The sequence below is a fragment of the Sporosarcina sp. P12(2017) genome (assembly GCF_002743035.1).
Classification (GTDB): domain Bacteria; phylum Bacillota; class Bacilli; order Bacillales_A; family Planococcaceae; genus Sporosarcina; species Sporosarcina ureae.
The window spans coordinates 205,379-220,646 of record NZ_PDYL01000003.1 but is presented as its reverse complement, the minus strand read 5'-3'; the positions used below and the strand labels follow the sequence as shown (position 1 = coordinate 220,646).

15 protein-coding genes and 1 other annotated feature are annotated in these 15,268 nt (G+C 42.5%); of the genes, 10 read left to right on the top strand and 5 right to left on the bottom strand.

Annotation, left to right across the window (positions count from 1 at the left end):
* The first annotated feature begins 37 nt into the window (after positions 1-37).
* The 3 genes from CSV80_RS03775 to CSV80_RS03770 all read left to right on the top strand — a co-directional run bounded on the left by CSV80_RS03775 (position 38) and on the right by CSV80_RS03770 (position 1,699).
* On the top strand, positions 38-703 hold the full coding sequence (locus CSV80_RS03775; RefSeq protein ID WP_029052821.1) for a 3'-5' exonuclease: 666 nt from the start codon (positions 38-40) through the stop codon (positions 701-703).
* A gap of 109 nt (positions 704-812) precedes the next feature.
* Positions 813-947 (top strand): hypothetical protein, encoded by a 135-nt coding sequence (locus tag CSV80_RS17975; protein ID WP_255407629.1) that lies wholly within the window; start codon positions 813-815, stop codon positions 945-947.
* Positions 948-973: 26 nt separating this feature from the next.
* On the top strand, positions 974-1,699 hold the full coding sequence (locus CSV80_RS03770; protein ID WP_099669647.1) for an SDR family NAD(P)-dependent oxidoreductase: 726 nt from the start codon (positions 974-976) through the stop codon (positions 1,697-1,699).
* A gap of 39 nt (positions 1,700-1,738) precedes the next feature.
* On the opposite strand, the gene mnmM is transcribed toward CSV80_RS03770, so the two are convergent.
* Positions 1,739-2,347: a tRNA 5-(aminomethyl)-2-thiouridylate-methyltransferase MnmM gene (gene mnmM / locus CSV80_RS03765; RefSeq protein ID WP_369802802.1), complete on the bottom strand. Its 609-nt coding sequence runs from the start codon at positions 2,345-2,347 to the stop codon at positions 1,739-1,741.
* Position 2,348: 1 nt separating this feature from the next.
* Positions 2,349-3,302, bottom strand: coding sequence for a tRNA modification radical SAM protein MnmL/YtqA (gene mnmL / locus CSV80_RS03760; protein WP_029052824.1), 954 nt, complete (start codon positions 3,300-3,302; stop codon positions 2,349-2,351).
* A 145-nt stretch (positions 3,303-3,447) separates the two neighbouring features.
* Positions 3,448-3,665: a binding site (T-box leader), on the top strand.
* 79 nt (positions 3,666-3,744) lie between these two features.
* Here mnmL and leuS point away from each other — a divergent pair.
* Positions 3,745-6,159, top strand: coding sequence for a leucine--tRNA ligase (leuS, locus tag CSV80_RS03755; protein ID WP_099669672.1), 2,415 nt, complete (start codon positions 3,745-3,747; stop codon positions 6,157-6,159).
* Positions 6,160-6,528: 369 nt separating this feature from the next.
* On the opposite strand, the gene CSV80_RS03750 is transcribed toward leuS, so the two are convergent.
* On the bottom strand, positions 6,529-7,785 hold the full coding sequence (locus CSV80_RS03750; protein WP_099669646.1) for a BaiN/RdsA family NAD(P)/FAD-dependent oxidoreductase: 1,257 nt from the start codon (positions 7,783-7,785) through the stop codon (positions 6,529-6,531).
* Positions 7,786-7,936: 151 nt separating this feature from the next.
* Between CSV80_RS03750 and CSV80_RS03745 the strand changes: the two genes are divergently transcribed.
* Together CSV80_RS03745 and CSV80_RS03740 are read left to right on the top strand one after the other, a co-directional pair.
* Entirely contained in the window at positions 7,937-9,553 is a 1,617-nt protein-coding gene (locus CSV80_RS03745; protein ID WP_099669645.1) for a putative polysaccharide biosynthesis protein, read from the top strand.
* Between the two features lie 3 nt (positions 9,554-9,556).
* Positions 9,557-10,288 (top strand): pseudouridine synthase, encoded by a 732-nt coding sequence (locus CSV80_RS03740; protein ID WP_099669644.1) that lies wholly within the window; start codon positions 9,557-9,559, stop codon positions 10,286-10,288.
* Between the two features lie 52 nt (positions 10,289-10,340).
* Here the strand turns inward: CSV80_RS03740 and CSV80_RS03735 are convergent, their stop codons facing one another.
* Positions 10,341-10,562, bottom strand: a complete 222-nt coding sequence (locus CSV80_RS03735) for a DeoR family transcriptional regulator (RefSeq protein ID WP_029052830.1) — start codon at positions 10,560-10,562, stop codon at positions 10,341-10,343.
* A gap of 376 nt (positions 10,563-10,938) precedes the next feature.
* Between CSV80_RS03735 and dat the strand changes: the two genes are divergently transcribed.
* The 4 genes from dat to CSV80_RS03715 all read left to right on the top strand — a co-directional run bounded on the left by dat (position 10,939) and on the right by CSV80_RS03715 (position 14,427).
* The gene (gene dat / locus CSV80_RS03730; RefSeq protein ID WP_099669643.1) at positions 10,939-11,823 is read left to right on the top strand and encodes a D-amino-acid transaminase; all 885 of its coding nucleotides are present in this window, start codon (positions 10,939-10,941) and stop codon (positions 11,821-11,823) included.
* Positions 11,807-12,778 carry a nuclease-related domain-containing protein gene (locus tag CSV80_RS03725; protein WP_099669642.1) on the top strand — a complete coding sequence of 324 codons (972 nt, stop codon included), beginning with the start codon at positions 11,807-11,809 and terminating at the stop codon, positions 12,776-12,778. Before dat ends, CSV80_RS03725 begins: the two co-directional genes overlap by 17 nt.
* A gap of 35 nt (positions 12,779-12,813) precedes the next feature.
* Positions 12,814-13,458 (top strand): tRNA (guanosine(46)-N7)-methyltransferase TrmB, encoded by a 645-nt coding sequence (gene trmB / locus CSV80_RS03720; protein ID WP_029052833.1) that lies wholly within the window; start codon positions 12,814-12,816, stop codon positions 13,456-13,458.
* 123 nt (positions 13,459-13,581) lie between these two features.
* Positions 13,582-14,427, top strand: coding sequence for a YtnP family quorum-quenching lactonase (locus CSV80_RS03715; RefSeq protein ID WP_099669641.1), 846 nt, complete (start codon positions 13,582-13,584; stop codon positions 14,425-14,427).
* A gap of 392 nt (positions 14,428-14,819) precedes the next feature.
* On the opposite strand, the gene CSV80_RS03710 is transcribed toward CSV80_RS03715, so the two are convergent.
* The gene (locus CSV80_RS03710; RefSeq protein WP_029052835.1) at positions 14,820-15,134 is read right to left on the bottom strand and encodes a peptidase M4; all 315 of its coding nucleotides are present in this window, start codon (positions 15,132-15,134) and stop codon (positions 14,820-14,822) included.
* Positions 15,135-15,268: the final 134 nt, after the last annotated feature.

Sequence of the window (15,268 nt, the reverse complement as noted above, 5' to 3'; positions counted from 1 at the left end):
TCGCGCATAATGTACTATAGAATGAGGGGGCGGTATCATGTTTTGGAAAAAGAAAAAATTATCGTATGATTTACAGCAATCGCTTCAGCTCAATACGCCGCTGCAAGATATGAATTTTACAGTATTTGATACAGAAACGACCGGTTTTGCTATTGGTGCAGACGATCGAATGATTGAAATCGGAGCCGTACAAGTGGAAGGATTTGAGGTTACGGATCACGTATTTCAAACATTTGTGAATCCATCCAGGGATATTCCTCCTATCATCAGCAAGCTGACAACTATACAGCAATCACAAGTTGACCAGGCACCTATGCCTCTTCCGGCTATCGAAGAATATTTTGCGTTTATTGAAAAACATAAAAGTGCAGGGTGGGTAGGGCACCATGTCAGTTTTGATGAAATGGTCATTAAGAAAGAATTAAGCCGTCAGAAATGTACATTTCAAATCCCTACATCATTTGATACGATGCATTTGATTAATTATTTGGATCCCACAGGTGAGCAACAAGACTTGGAAGACTATGCACGACTGTTTGGTACAGAAATTTTCGAACGACATCGTGCATTAGGCGATGCATTGACGACGGCACATGTCTTCACGGCATTACTAAGAAAACTCGATCGTCATGGCGTGAAGACACTAGCAGATTTACTTCGTATTAAAAGTGGTGGAGCACAAAAATTTGTTTCCTACACGTAAATTCAGTGATCGGGTTCGACATTCAATGAAATTTGAGTGGCGGGCTCGTTTGTTTGTTGTGATATAGTAGAAATTAAAGAGTTGAACAATGGATGGAGGACGTGAAGTAATGAATAAACGTCAAACGATTTTATTGATCGTCATTCTAGTGGCTATTGCAGTGTATTGCTGGATATTGTTTTTCGAGTTACCGAATAAGACAGCAGAAGGTGCAACAACATACATAGGATCACGAATTAGTTGATTCGTATAGAAAAGGAGTAGATACATATGGATGTTATCATTATTACAGGCGCTTCAAAAGGAATCGGTCAACAGTTACTCAGTCAATTTAAAGAAATGGGCGCAACGGTGTACGGTATGGCACGAACGAATCCAGATCAACTACATACGATGTATGAAGTGGATCTCGCAGACTGTGAAAAAGCGACTGCCATTCTTGGAGGGATAGTGAGTCAACATCTAGACGAAGCGAGTTCTTTCACATTGATTAATAACGCCGGTATGGTGGATCCGATTAGTTTGGTAGGTGCATTGGATGCGCAAAAAATAGAGCAGGCAATTAAAGTGAATTTAACAGCACCGATTCACTTAATGAATACCTTTATCGATACATTAAAAGATTTCAAGGGAACGAAAAAGATCATGAATATCTCTTCTGGGGCAGGTCGCAGTGCGTATGAAGGGTGGGGGATTTATTGTACAACGAAGGCTGGACTTGATCAGTTTTCACGTGTCATCGCACTGGAGCAGAAGATGGCGAAGTATCCAACCGGAATTGTATCGATCGCGCCAGGTATTATTGATACAGGGATGCAGGAGACGATTCGGTCATCATCTGAACAGCAATTTCCACACTTGAAGCGTTTCGAAGCGTATAAAAGGGAAGGTCAGTTAAGTTCAGCCCTTGAAACCGCAAAAAAACTAGTGCGATTTGTGAAAGAGGTTGACTTCTTAGAAATCGATCCAATTGCAGATGTTCGTAAATTTGATTGACTAAAAACCCGTTGCCACTATGTTGTGTGGCAACGGGTTTTATGATTCTCCAGATTCTACTGTACGCACTTCTTTAAAATCTTTCATTTTCTCGAGTGCTAGTAAAAACGGAGGGTTTCTTCTCTGATTTAGCAATTCATAGCGGATCGCATGCACATCGCCTTGGTGTAATTTCGAGACATAGTCAAGCAGTGCATCACGCTCTTCAGCTCCGCCTTCATGTCCATCATATACGGTAATCGTGATGATTCCGGATTTTTTTAGCAAACTAAGTAACGCATCGAGTGCTGCAATTGTAGATGAAGGAGTCGTGATGATACTGGGATCTTCACTGTATGGCAAATAGCCTAAGTTGAACATAGCACCGCTAATTTCGCCTTCTACGTATTGGCGGACATTCGCATGGCTATCATGAATGAGTGTAGCGCGACTGGCTAGCTCGCCAAGATGTTGCTCCGTTGTATCAAGTGCTTGTTGCTGGATATCAAATGCGATAACGCGTCCCTCGTCACCGACTAAGTCAGCTAAGAAAAGTGTATCGTTGCCGTTACCGGCGGTCGCATCGACGACTGTATCTCCAGGCTGCACGCGTTCGGTAATAAGCCGTTTCGCTATCGGCAATACGCGGTGCAGCAATATGTTTGTCACATTATTTCACCTCTTGCAGATATTTTTTCCCTTGCCAGCTATTACGTCTTTCTAATTCTTGATCAATACCATTCAGTACTTCCCATTTCGTGACGCTCCACATCGGTCCAATTAATAAATCGATTGGTCCGTCACCTGTGATGCGATGCACAATCATTTCTGGAGGCATGATTTCCAGTTGATCGACGACTAGATTGATATACGCTTCCTTCGTTAAAAATTCTAGCTTGCCTTTTTCGTATTGCTTTACCATAGGTGTTCCTTTTAATAAATGCAGTAAATGAATTTTGATACCTTGTACATCAAGTTCGGCAACTGCTTGAGCGGTTTCCATCATCATTTCCTCAGTTTCACCAGGTAAACCATTGATGATATGGCTGCAAATATTAATATTGTGTTTACGTAACTTGTCGACACCTTCTTTATAGCATTCGAAATCATGCGCACGGTTGACAAGTTTTGCAGTAGATTCATGAACAGTCTGCAAGCCGAGTTCTACCCATAGATAGGTGCGTTCATTTAGTTCAGCTAAATACTCAACTACGTCATCAGGTAGGCAGTCAGGACGTGTCGCAATCGATAATGCCACAACGCCTTCTTGGGCCAACGCCGCTTCAAACTTTTCTTTTAGAACAGGAAGAGGGGCGTGTGTATTCGTATAAGCTTGGAAATAAGCCATGTATTTAGCATCTTTCCATTTCCGCTGGGACCGTTCTTTGATTTCAGCAAATTGAACTTCAATTGCATCTACGCGATCACCTGCGAAATCACCTGAGCCTGCTACGCTACAAAACGTACAGCCACCATGTGCAACAGTTCCGTCACGATTGGGACAGTCAAACCCAGCGTCAAGCGCTACTTTCGCAATTTTGCAACCGAATGTATCCTTCAAATGTCTTGACCATGTATGGTATCGTTTCCCTTCACTTGGAAACGGAAGATTGATTTCATTCATATGTACAGCTCCTTTACATCAGACATTGTACCACGGAATATGCATGGATATCACACAACAAACCGCAGAAAGTATTTACTATACGACAAAAAGCAACAGAGGAGACTTGTATTCAGCTTGTGTTTCGGGTAAACTGAAGAAAATAATGAAGGCAATGATGAGGAATAGTACTTCTTACGCTACTTTTTAGAGAGCAGACGGCTAGTGCAAGTCTGTAGGAGTGGAGAACGAACTCGCCTTTGAGCCTGTATTGGTGAATACTTGTAACTAATACCGTACTCCGCGTTAAGGAATCAAGTTGGACGGTGTATTCCGTCAATTTGGGTGGTACCGCGGGAAACTATATAGACTCTCGTCCCTTTGTAGAGGGACGGGAGTCTTTTTTTATCTGTACGCACCAATGCAAGAAGCAGAAATTGAATCATATGGAGGAGTTTTTGACATGAGTTATCAACACACGCAAATTGAAGAGAAATGGCAAAAGTATTGGAAAGATCACGATACATACAAAATGACGGACGATCCATCCAAGCCTAAATTTTATGCATTGGATATGTTCCCCTATCCGTCAGGCGCAGGTCTGCACGTTGGACATCCGCTTGGCTATATCGCGACAGATATTTTAAGTGCATTCAAACGTAAGCAAGGATATAACGTATTGCACCCAATGGGATGGGATGCGTTCGGATTACCTGCTGAGCAGTATGCGATTGATACAGGAAATGATCCAGCTGAATTCACAGCGAAGAACATTGCAACATTTAAACGTCAAATGCAAGATCTTGGATTTTCTTATGATTGGTCTCGTGAAATCAATACAACCGATCCAAGCTATTACAAATGGACGCAGTGGATTTTCATTCAACTTTATAAGCGCGGTCTTGCGTATATTGATGAAGTAGCTGTCAACTGGTGCCCGGCATTAGGAACAGTTCTTGCAAATGAAGAAGTAATCGACGGGTTGTCTGAGCGTGGAAATCACCCAGTTGAACGTCGTCCGATGCGCCAATGGGTATTGCGTATTACGGAATACGCAGACCGTCTGTTGGAAGACTTGGATGATTTGGATTGGCCTGAAAGTCTAAAAGATATGCAACGTAACTGGATCGGTCGTTCTGAAGGTGCACAATTGAAGTTTGAAATTGCGGATACTGAGCATTCATTCGAAGCGTTCACTACACGCCCAGATACGATTTTCGGTGCGACTTATGCAGTGTTGGCTCCTGAACATAAATTAGTTAGCGCGATCACTACAGATGCGCAGCGTGAAGCGGTAGAAGAATATATCGATTCTGTAAAATCAAAGAGCGATCTTGAGCGTACAGACTTAGCAAAAGACAAGTCGGGCGTATTCACTGGAGCCTATGCAATCAACCCAGCAAGCGGTGAGAAAATGCCGATCTGGATCGCAGATTACGTATTGGCTACGTATGGCACAGGTGCGATCATGGCAGTTCCTGCACATGATGAGCGTGATTATGAGTTTGCGAAGAAATTCGATTTGCCGATTGTGGAAGTAGTTGCAGGCGGAAACATTGAAGAAGAAGCATATGCAGGAGAAGGCGAACACGTCAACTCGGACTTCTTGAATGGCTTAGGCAAAGAAGAAGCTATTTCCAAGTCGATTGAATGGTTCGAAGAGAATGGTACGGGTGAACGCAAAATCACGTATCGTCTACGCGACTGGTTATTCTCCCGTCAGCGTTATTGGGGCGAGCCGATTCCTGTCATTCACTGGGAAGATGGCACGATGACTACTGTCGATGAATCGGAATTGCCATTGATGTTGCCTGTAACAGACAATATCAAGCCGAGCGGAACAGGTGAGTCACCACTTGCGAATATTACAGAGTGGGTCAATGTAGTCGATCCGGAAACTGGTATGAAAGGTCGTCGTGAAACGAACACGATGCCACAATGGGCAGGAAGCTGCTGGTATTACTTGCGTTATATCGATCCAAATAATGATGACATGATCATAGATCCGAAATTGGCTGAACGTTGGTTGCCAGTTGATATTTACGTAGGTGGAGCGGAGCACGCAGTTCTGCATTTATTGTATGCTCGTTTCTGGCATAAAGTATTGTACGATATTGGTGTCGTACAAACGAAAGAGCCGTTCCAAAAGCTCTTCAACCAAGGGATGATTTTAGGCGAAGGGCATGTGAAAATGTCTAAGTCGCTAGGTAACGTCATTAACCCGGATGATATCGTTCATTCACACGGTGCAGACACGTTACGTATTTATGAAATGTTCATGGGACCACTTGACGCATCGAAAGAATGGTCAACGAATGGACTGGACGGATCTCGTCGTTTCCTTGATCGCATTTGGCGTCTACTCGTCAATGAAGACGATACATTGACGGATAAATTAACGGATGAAACTGGTGGACCTCTTGAGAAAGTCTATAATCAGACGGTCAAGAAAGTAACGGAAGATTTCGAAGCTATGCGTAATAACACAGCGATTTCTCAATTAATGGTATTCATCAATGAAAGCTATAAAGCGGAGAAGTTGCCAAAAGCATACATCGAAGGATTCCTTCTATTAATTTCGCCTATCACACCTCACTTGGCAGAGGAACTGTGGTCTAAACTAGGTCACACGGAGACGATTGCCTATGCACAGTGGCCGACGTTTGATGAAACTAAACTATCGGATGATACAGTGGAAGTGGCGGTACAGATCAACGGTAAAATTCGTGCGAAAATTACTGTAGCGAAAGACAGCTCGAAAGAAGAATTAGAGCAAGTCGCTTTAGCAAACGAAGACGTGAAGCAGTGGATGGAAGGTAAGGAATTGAAGAAGATCATTGCGATTCCTGGACGCCTTGTTAATATTGTAGCGGGTTAATGAAAAGTAGAAAGCCGGTTGGAGATTTATTTCTCCGACCGGCTTTTTTGGTTGTGATCGTATTTATGGGGTATGTGCTTTGTTCTGTTGGTTGAGTGCTCTATGTGTCACGCTAGCCGCTCTATCGGATTGGGGGAGCGCTCTATGTGTCACGCGATCCGCTCTATAGGACGGGGGGAGCGCTCTATGCGTCGCGCTAGCCGCTCTATCGGACGGGGGAAGCGCTCTATGTGTCACGCTAACCGCTCTATCAGACGGGCTAAGTGCTCTATGTGTCCCGCTAACCGCTCTATCGCCCACGCCAAGCGCTCTATCAGACAAGCTAGCTGCCCTATACAACCATTCAACCGCTCATAAGGCAACTCAAGGTCACCCTAATAATCCGGCATTCATCCCCGCCAGACGACCTGTCACGAGAGCGGCAGTAATATTATAGCCGCCCGTATATCCGTGGATATCCAAAATCTCTCCACAGAAAAACAAACCGATTTTCTTACGTGAAGCCATCGTCTTAGGCTCGACTTCTTTTACTGAAACGCCGCCGCCCGTCACGAAAGCCTTCTCAATCGGTTGCGTCCCTGTAATATGTACAGGGAATGTTTTTAGAAGTTTTGCGAGTGTACGAATAGCCTCACGCTTAATATCTATGCCGATTTCAGTTTCATCGATTTCTGCTTTCTTCAATAAAAACAGCAACCAACGTTCAGGTACGAGACCTTTCAATGAGGTTTTCACTTGCTTTTTCGGTTCATCTTTTAAAATTTTTGCAATGGTTTGGGTCAATTGTTCTTCATGTTGATCAGGTATTGAATCAATTTGCAGTAGGACGGGCTGCTTGCCGTTCTTCATTTGCTCTTTGACGACATATTGACTACAGCGTAATATCGCAGGACCGCTTAATCCGAAATGTGTGAAGAGCATATCCATTTGATGCGTCACAAGTGTTTTCCCTTTTTTATTCAGTACAGATACTTTGACGTCACGTAACGCAAGGCCTTGTAAATCTTTTGAGACGATAAATGGCTCGCGTGACAGCAACGGAACTTCTGTCGGGTACAGTGTCGTTACGGTATGACCCGCTCGTTCGGCCCAAGGGTATCCGTCTCCAGTACTACCTGTTTGTGGGACGGCTTTGCCGCCCACTGCAACGACTACTGCATGAGCACGTACTTCTTCACCATCTTCTAATCGAACACCGAGGATCTTTTCGTCATCCATTAATAATTTCTGTACTCGGCTTTCCAATCGTATTTCCACACCTAGTTCATCCATCTGGTTCAATAGGGCGTTTACGACATCTTTTGATTTATTTGAAACAGGAAACATCCGTCCATGATCTTCTTCTTTTAAGGGGACGCCAAGGCCTTCAAAGTAGTCGATGATATCTTGGTTGTTAAAGACAGAGAACGGTCCATATAAAAACTTTCCGTTGCCTGGAATATGTTTAATGATTTCTTCTTGTGAAAGTCGATTTGTGACGTTGCAGCGACCGCCGCCAGAAATGGCTAATTTATTGCCGAGCTTCTTTCCTTTTTCGATCAGTAGAACTCGCTTTTTTTGTTCGGCTGCTGCAATGGAGGCCATTAAACCTGAAGGTCCGCCACCAATTACGATTACATCATACATTGTAGAACCACTCTTTCGTTTCATTTTATCTTTCATTATACACCATATGGGCATGGTTGCTTTTTGATTTGGACTTCAGTTAAAGATTGTGCAAAAGCGTGTCGAGGGGTAAACTATACAAGAATCTCTTTAGGAATGGAAGGAATCAATTATGGCATCAAATTTATTGAAAGGCACGGCCATTTTAACGATTGGCTTATTTTTATCGAAGGCTCTCGGTTTACTCTATGTAATTCCGTTTTATGCAATCGTTGGAGAAAAGAGTGTCGGTCTCTATCAATACGCATACATACCGTATAATCTAGCGCTGGCGGTCGCGGTATCCGGAGCTCCACTCGCCATATCGAAGTTTGTCTCTAAGTACAATGCGTTAGGGGATTATGCGACCGGTCGGAAACTGATGAAATCGGGTATGGTCATCATGTCTCTAACAGGCTTGCTGTCATTTCTCTCTTTGTTCTTCCTAGCAACTCCGATTGCGGAACTAGTAATCAAGGATGAAGAACAGATTTTTACAGTTCAAGATATTGCGACAGTTATTCGCTGGGTTAGCTTTGCTTTGCTAGCAGTGCCATTACTTAGTATCGCTCGTGGATTTTTGCAAGGTTATCAAAAGTTCGAACCTACTTCTGTATCTCAATTAATAGAACAGATCGTACGGATCATTGTGGTGCTTGTTGGTGCTTTCGTAGTCGTCAATGTACTGGATCTATCGCCAAGAATCGCTGTACAGTTTGCAGTGTTTGCTGCATTTATCGGAGCGCTCGCTGGTTTATGGAGTCTTTACTATTACTGGAAAAAATATCAGGATGAATTCAATTATTTGTTATCGAATAGTCCACCTGCAAGTTCGGTGTCATTGAAACAAATTTATACCGAGGTCCTTGCGTACGTATTGCCGTTTGTATTGGTCGGAACGATTAATCCGATCTATCAATTCGTAGACATGATTACATTTAACGGCGCTATGAAATCAATCGGACTTTCAAGTGTCTCCGATTTATATTTAACAAAACTAAACTTTTTAACACATAAGATTGTGATGATTCCCGTGATGGTCGCGACAGGATTTTCTATGGCGCTGATCTCCATTATCACGAAGGATTATACGTCAAAGAATCAAAAGGGTATCACACGTTCACTCGATCAGACGTATCAGATCATGCTGTTCTTGACAATTCCAATGGTAATTGGATTGATTGTCTTAAACAATGAAGTCTATCAATTCTTATATGAGTATGATGTGGCAGGAGCGAGCGTCTTAGCTGCCTACGCACCGGTTGCGATTTTATTTGCGATGTTCACTGTAACGGCTGCAATCTTGCAAGGAATCGATCATCATAAATGGATCGTCTTCACTTCATTGCTCGGGTTGCTTGTGAAAATGTTGATCAACATTCCACTGATTAAACTGTTCGAAGTGAACGGTGCGATTATAGCTACCGCAATTGGCTACTCAGTAGCGGTATGTATTAACTTATTCGTTATTAAAAAAGCATTAAATTATAAATCTGAAATGGTCATCAGACGCTTGTTCTTGATTTTGGCATTCAACGCAGTGATGTTTGTGGGTGTTTGGCTGACGAATAAAGGATTAAACATGGCGCACATCCCAGTAGGTCGTTGGCAAGCATTATTGTATGTGATGATCGGTTCGGTTGTCGGTATGGTAATATACGGATTCCTGGCTTTCAAATCAGGACTCGCACAACAATTATTCGGAGATCGTTTAACACGTATTATGAAACGCATCGGGTTTGGAGGGTAATGAATGAGGTTAGATAAATTATTATCGAATACAGGGTATGGTTCGCGTAAAGAAGTGCGACAGTTATTGAAAAAAGGAATGATACGGGTGAATGGGGCAGTGGAAAAAGATCCTGCCCAGCACGTGGATCCTGAGGCAGATGCGATTTCATTGCTAGGTGAAGAAGTCATCTATAGAGAATTTATCTACTTGATGATGCATAAACCGCCTGGTGTGTTATCGGCGACGGAAGACAACCGGGATCAAACTGTTGTGGATTTGCTTGGAAGTGAAGAGCGGCATTTCGAACCGTTTCCGGTAGGACGTTTGGATAAAGACACAGAAGGATTATTGTTGCTGACGAATGATGGGAAGCTTGCACATAATCTATTGTCACCAAAGAAAGAAGTGCCAAAAACGTATTATGCAAAAGTGGCGGGAGTGGTAACGGAAGAAGATACCGAGGCTTTTGCGCGCGGTGTAATTTTAGACGATGCCTATGAAACGAAGCCGGGCGTTTTACACATTTTACATTCTGCTGAAGAGTCAGAGATTGAACTGACAATTACAGAAGGAAAGTTTCACCAAGTGAAGCGAATGTTTGAAGCGGTAGGGAAAAAAGTGGTGTATCTGAAGCGGTTAACGATGGGGCCACTCGAATTGGATCCGGATTTGGAACTAGGGGAATACCGTGAGTTAACCGAAGAAGAATTGCTGCAACTAAAAGAACTAGATCGTTCCAAGCAAAAAGGCTGATGCAAAAGCGTCAGCCTTTTTTGCGTTGTACACTTGTATATAGGAAGCTAGATCAAGAAGATAATTTCACTTTCTTGGACGTCGTGGTCCATTCGCCGCGGACTGAGCTCTTAATCAATTCATTGTACTCCAGAACGTTTAAGTCACGTTGAGCGGTGCGGGGTGAAATATTGAATTCATCCGCCACGTCCTCCGTTGTTACTTTTCCGTTATCTCGAATGAACAGATAGACATCTTTGATACGAATTAACATGCGATCGGTAGCTGGGTTCATCTAAGAAACCACTCCTTCATCTTCATATTTTCACACCAACATTGCAAAAGAAGACTGTTGGGGTATTCTTTGACATTATCTTTCCTGATCCGCTCCTTATATTTAGCTATGCCAGAATAGTAAGTGAATGATTCTGACAATAGTAGTATAACGTATTTTATGTGAAAGCGCACATGTTTTCGCTTATACTTTTGAATAAATTAGAATAAATAGATTATAAGTTACCAAACTAGCGGCTAATTCGAGTTAACTAGAAAAATGCTCCTGCCTCTTTTAAGGTCTAATTGATTTTATTCGACAAACATGTGAAAATAGAAAAAGAGGAAACTGGCGGTAGTTTGGCTTGAAGTTTCATAAAAGAAGGGGTGGCGATTGTGTGATTTATTTCAAAGATGGGGAATTCCTAACAGAAGATAAACTGAATGTATCCGTGAATGATCGTGGCTATGTATTTGGCGATGGAGTCTATGAAGTCATTAAAGTGTATGATGGTGCTTTGTACACGGCGAAAGAACATTTGGAGAGATTACTCGAGAGTGCTGAAAAAATCCGCGTAAGCATGTCATATACACTTGATGAGTTACTTGAAATCGTGCAAAAGCTTCAGTCGGATAATCAAATATCTGTTGGACATATTTACATACAAGTCACACGCGGTGTGGCGCCACGTGCACATCATTTCCCAGAAGACAGTGTCCCTGTCATGATTGGCTATGCTGTGGAAAATGCACGTCCGTTAGAAATCCTTCAACAAGGTGCGGCTATGAAGTCTGTTGAAGATATGCGTTGGCTTCGTTGCGATATAAAAAGTTTGAATCTACTTGGCAATGTCATGGCGAAACAGGAGGCATTTGATCATGGATGTCAAGAAGCATTATTTGTACGAGATGGGTTGGTACGTGAAGGTTCATCTTCCAATGCATTCGGTATTAAAGACGGAATCCTTTATACACATCCTGCCAATAATTTCATTCTGAACGGAATTACTCGTCGTGTCGTGTTGCAGATCGCAGAGAATTTGGCGATTCCGGTTAAAGAAGAAGAATTCACATTGTTGCAAGCGTTAGATATGGATGAGTTTTTCTATACGTCGACGAATACTGAAATTACACCGGTTGTAACGATAGATCAGCAACCTATTGGACAAGGAGTTCCTGGACCATTGACGAGAAAGTTACAAACGGCATTTGAGGCGCAAATTCCGAAGTTAGTGGTAGCTGGTGATACTAAGGAAAGAGAAGCTAATGGCCCAGCTAGTTAAACTCGCGGATTATGTTTCTCGATATGAGAATGACTTAACTCGTTATCCGACACAATTCATCCGTCTGAAACACTATCAATGGAAACGCATTAAAAATCAATGGGAGCACGGTGTTGATTTAAATGCGGAGACAGCGGCTGCTTTTTCTGAAGATGTGCAAGTACCTTCGAAATGGTATACGGGGTTATTCAAGAAATGGCGTAAAAAAACAGATGTGGAATGGACACATGAGTCCGCTAATTCAGAAGAAGAAGTAGAAGACCAAGAGGATGATATGGGTTTTCAGGCTTCGATAGCTAGTCAACCTACAACGATCGAACAGTTAAAGAAAGCCTATCGCGATCAATTATTTCAATTCCAATTAAAGTGGGCGAGTTCTACATTATATGACCGGTCACGTGTAGACCCAAAATATTTCACTGACCCATTATTGAAGCAACTAACACTTCGTTTACCTGATAGCTTCTTGTTATTTTATTATCCAATCGTCAAAGTCAATAAAGCACCTGTCGAGTTGGATATCATCTTGTTGGCACCTACTACATGCTATTGCATCACAGTGCTCGAAGACGAAAGAATGGCTGCGTACATAGGTAGTGGCGAAAGGTTTTGGTCAAAGAGGTTCGGTGAGGAAGAAGTGAAAGTGCTGAATCCTACGATCGCGCTCAGTAGGATGGAGAAAGTGGTTTCATCATTTTTTAGAGCGGCAAAAGTGGAGATGCCGATCAGGAAGCTGATTGTTTCTAGGAATGGCTATATTGATTATCCTGGCACTCCGTTTGAAGTTACAACAGTTGACCGCAAAACGTATGAACAATGGCTGGCTAAGTTATGCAGTAATCCGAGTCCCATGAAGCATACGCAATTTAAAGCCGCACAATCGATTTTAGATCACGCACAGACTACAGCAATGAGTCGATTGTTTGATGCAGAAGAAGTTGTGGAAGAGCAATAGAATAGAAATTATTGAAAAGAGAGAGTGTACTAATTATGCGTTTACGAAATAAGCCTTGGGCTAAAGATTTCATGGCAGAGCATCCGGATGTATTGATTTTGGATCCGGAAGGCAAAAAAGGTCGTTGGACTGAAGAGTTCGGAAACGATGCGCCAATTCATATTGAAGTAGGTACAGGTAAAGGTCAATTTATCATTGGCATGGCGCTTGCTAATCCAGAGATTAACTATATTGGCATCGAACACTTCGATAATGTGATCGTATCCGCGTTAGAGAAAGCGATTGAAGCGAAAAAGCCTTCTAATCTTCGTTTGATGCGTGTCAATGGAGAAGAACTAGAATCTCTTTTCGTAGGATCAGAAATTAGTCGCGTCTATTTAAACTTTTCTGATCCGTGGCCAAAAGACCGCCATGAAAAGCGTCGTTTGACACATCCAAACTTTTTAGCAAAATATGAAGGTGTTTTGAAGGCGAATGGAGAAATTCATTTTAAGACAGATAATCGTTCGCTATTTGAATATTCTCTTGTCTCCATGACGGACTATGGTATGAAATTACGATCCGTTTCACTCGATTTACATGCAAGTATGCCAGAAGATAATGTGTTAACCGAATATGAAGAAAAATTTTCAAGTAAAGGTCATCCAATTTATCGTCTGGAAGCGCAATATCAGAGCTAATTCTGATGTGTAAGAAATGGAAAGCTGTTGGACGTTGTACTTTTCTGCTGGATCTCTAAGGATTCCGTGGAAAAGTACAATGTCAATACAACAGTTACTAAAGGAATGTAGGGAGGAATTATTTTGGATCAATTAACTTTTCATGATATGAAACTAACGTGGCTTGACGGTGGCGTGAATTTTCTAGACGGTGGTGCGATGTTCGGTGTCGTTCCGAAGGCTCTATGGTCAAGACGCTATGAAGTGGATGAAAACAATTTAATTGAACTACGAACAGACCCAATCCTTATTCAATATCAAAATAAAAATTACTTGATTGATTCCGGTATCGGTAAGGGCAAGTTGGACGACAAGAAAAAGCGTAACCTAGGTGTACGTGCTGAAACTCGCGTAGAAGAAAGCCTAGAAGAACTTGGTATGACACCGGATGATATCGATGTCGTGTTAATGTCCCATCTCCATAACGATCACGCGGCTGGTTTGACGCAGTGGGAAAACGATGAACTTGTGTCCGTATTTAAGAATGCCAAGATCTATACATCGCAAGTCGAGTGGGATGAAATGAGAGAGCCGAATATTCGCTCACGTAATACGTATTGGAAAGAAAACTGGGAGCCAATTCAAGGTCAGGTTACGACATTTGAAGAGGAGATAGAAGTGGTGCCAGGTATTAAGATGATTCATACGGGCGGTCATAGTGATGGTCATTGTGTGATTAAGCTGGAGCAGAATGGCGAGACGTTGATTCATATGGCGGATATTATGCCGACGCATGCGCACACAAATCCTTTATGGGTACTTGCCTATGATGATTATCCGATGGACTCGATTTTCGCAAAAGAGCGCTTGATGAAGGAAGCGCTTCCAAATGAGTATGGGTTTATTTTCTATCATGATGCGATGTATCGCATGGCGAAGTTTAGTGAAGATGGAAAGACGATTGTGGATAGCTTGCCTCGTACTCGGTGAGGGGTTAAGTTCAAGTGATTTAGTGAGGGGGGTGCGCAGTTGATCGACGTTCCAGGCGGACGCTTTCCCATGGGCCCGCGGTGAGCCAACTGTTCGCTGCGCTCTCTTAGTTGTCTCACCTGATCGGGCTGATCCATCGGGAGCCGCCTTCCTCTTACGATCAACTGGTGTTGTTTTCCTGCATTAGAACCTTTATGCAATGTTAAACATTAAGTGCTAGAGACAGATCCCTTTTACGGGGGGTTTGTCTTTTTCTGTATGGAGAAGTACATTTTAAAATAGAGAAGACCGGTAACTTGGTGATACTCTGAACTTTCTTACGCAAAAAAAAGAGGCCATCGCAAGAAGTAGATACTTCTCGGATAGCCTCTTTACGTATATTTGATTATGGATTACTGACGAACTAGCTCTACGACAGTGCCTGTTTTTGCATCTGCTGCGAATTCGAATTGCTCTAGCTTGCCGTCTTTCATGCGGGAGACGCCACCACGGTAAACGTCCATAGAGATTACGTGGTTTGTGTAAGGTTCTGGTTTCATAACGATCCAAGAACCGTCGATCGGTCCCTCTTCTTTAAATGCGTCTTTTACTTTTTTCAATACGTTGTCAGCAGGTACTTCCTCATTGTAACGGTTAAATGCCTCATTCACTACTACGCCTGCAGCAACTCCAGTTAAAATTCCAGCTAAAAAGTCTTTTACTCTCATGGCTAATTGCAGCCTCCTTCGCAAATCTTTTCTTATAGTGTAACATAGTTTAAAAGTGCATGGCGATTCTAAAGTGTCTCCCACTTCATTAATCGGTAGAATATGGCACTTTTGTGTAAAGCGAATTCTTAATC

Excerpts from the sequence above, each read along its gene's own strand:
- CSV80_RS03775 (WP_029052821.1), top strand. The coding sequence starts at position 38 with ATGTTTTGGAAAAAGAAAAAATTATCGTATGATTTACAGCAATCGCTT.
- CSV80_RS17975 (WP_255407629.1), top strand. The coding sequence starts at position 813 with ATGAATAAACGTCAAACGATTTTATTGATCGTCATTCTAGTGGCTATT.
- CSV80_RS03770 (WP_099669647.1), top strand. The coding sequence starts at position 974 with ATGGATGTTATCATTATTACAGGCGCTTCAAAAGGAATCGGTCAACAG.
- mnmL (WP_029052824.1), bottom strand. The coding sequence starts at position 3,302 with ATGAATGAAATCAATCTTCCGTTTCCAAGTGAAGGGAAACGATACCAT.
- leuS (WP_099669672.1), top strand. The coding sequence starts at position 3,745 with ATGAGTTATCAACACACGCAAATTGAAGAGAAATGGCAAAAGTATTGG.
- CSV80_RS03750 (WP_099669646.1), bottom strand. The coding sequence starts at position 7,785 with ATGTATGATGTAATCGTAATTGGTGGCGGACCTTCAGGTTTAATGGCC.
- CSV80_RS03745 (WP_099669645.1), top strand. The coding sequence starts at position 7,937 with ATGGCATCAAATTTATTGAAAGGCACGGCCATTTTAACGATTGGCTTA.
- CSV80_RS03740 (WP_099669644.1), top strand. The coding sequence starts at position 9,557 with ATGAGGTTAGATAAATTATTATCGAATACAGGGTATGGTTCGCGTAAA.
- CSV80_RS03735 (WP_029052830.1), bottom strand. The coding sequence starts at position 10,562 with ATGAACCCAGCTACCGATCGCATGTTAATTCGTATCAAAGATGTCTAT.
- CSV80_RS03725 (WP_099669642.1), top strand. The coding sequence starts at position 11,807 with ATGGCCCAGCTAGTTAAACTCGCGGATTATGTTTCTCGATATGAGAAT.
- trmB (WP_029052833.1), top strand. The coding sequence starts at position 12,814 with ATGCGTTTACGAAATAAGCCTTGGGCTAAAGATTTCATGGCAGAGCAT.
- CSV80_RS03710 (WP_029052835.1), bottom strand. The coding sequence starts at position 15,134 with ATGAGAGTAAAAGACTTTTTAGCTGGAATTTTAACTGGAGTTGCTGCA.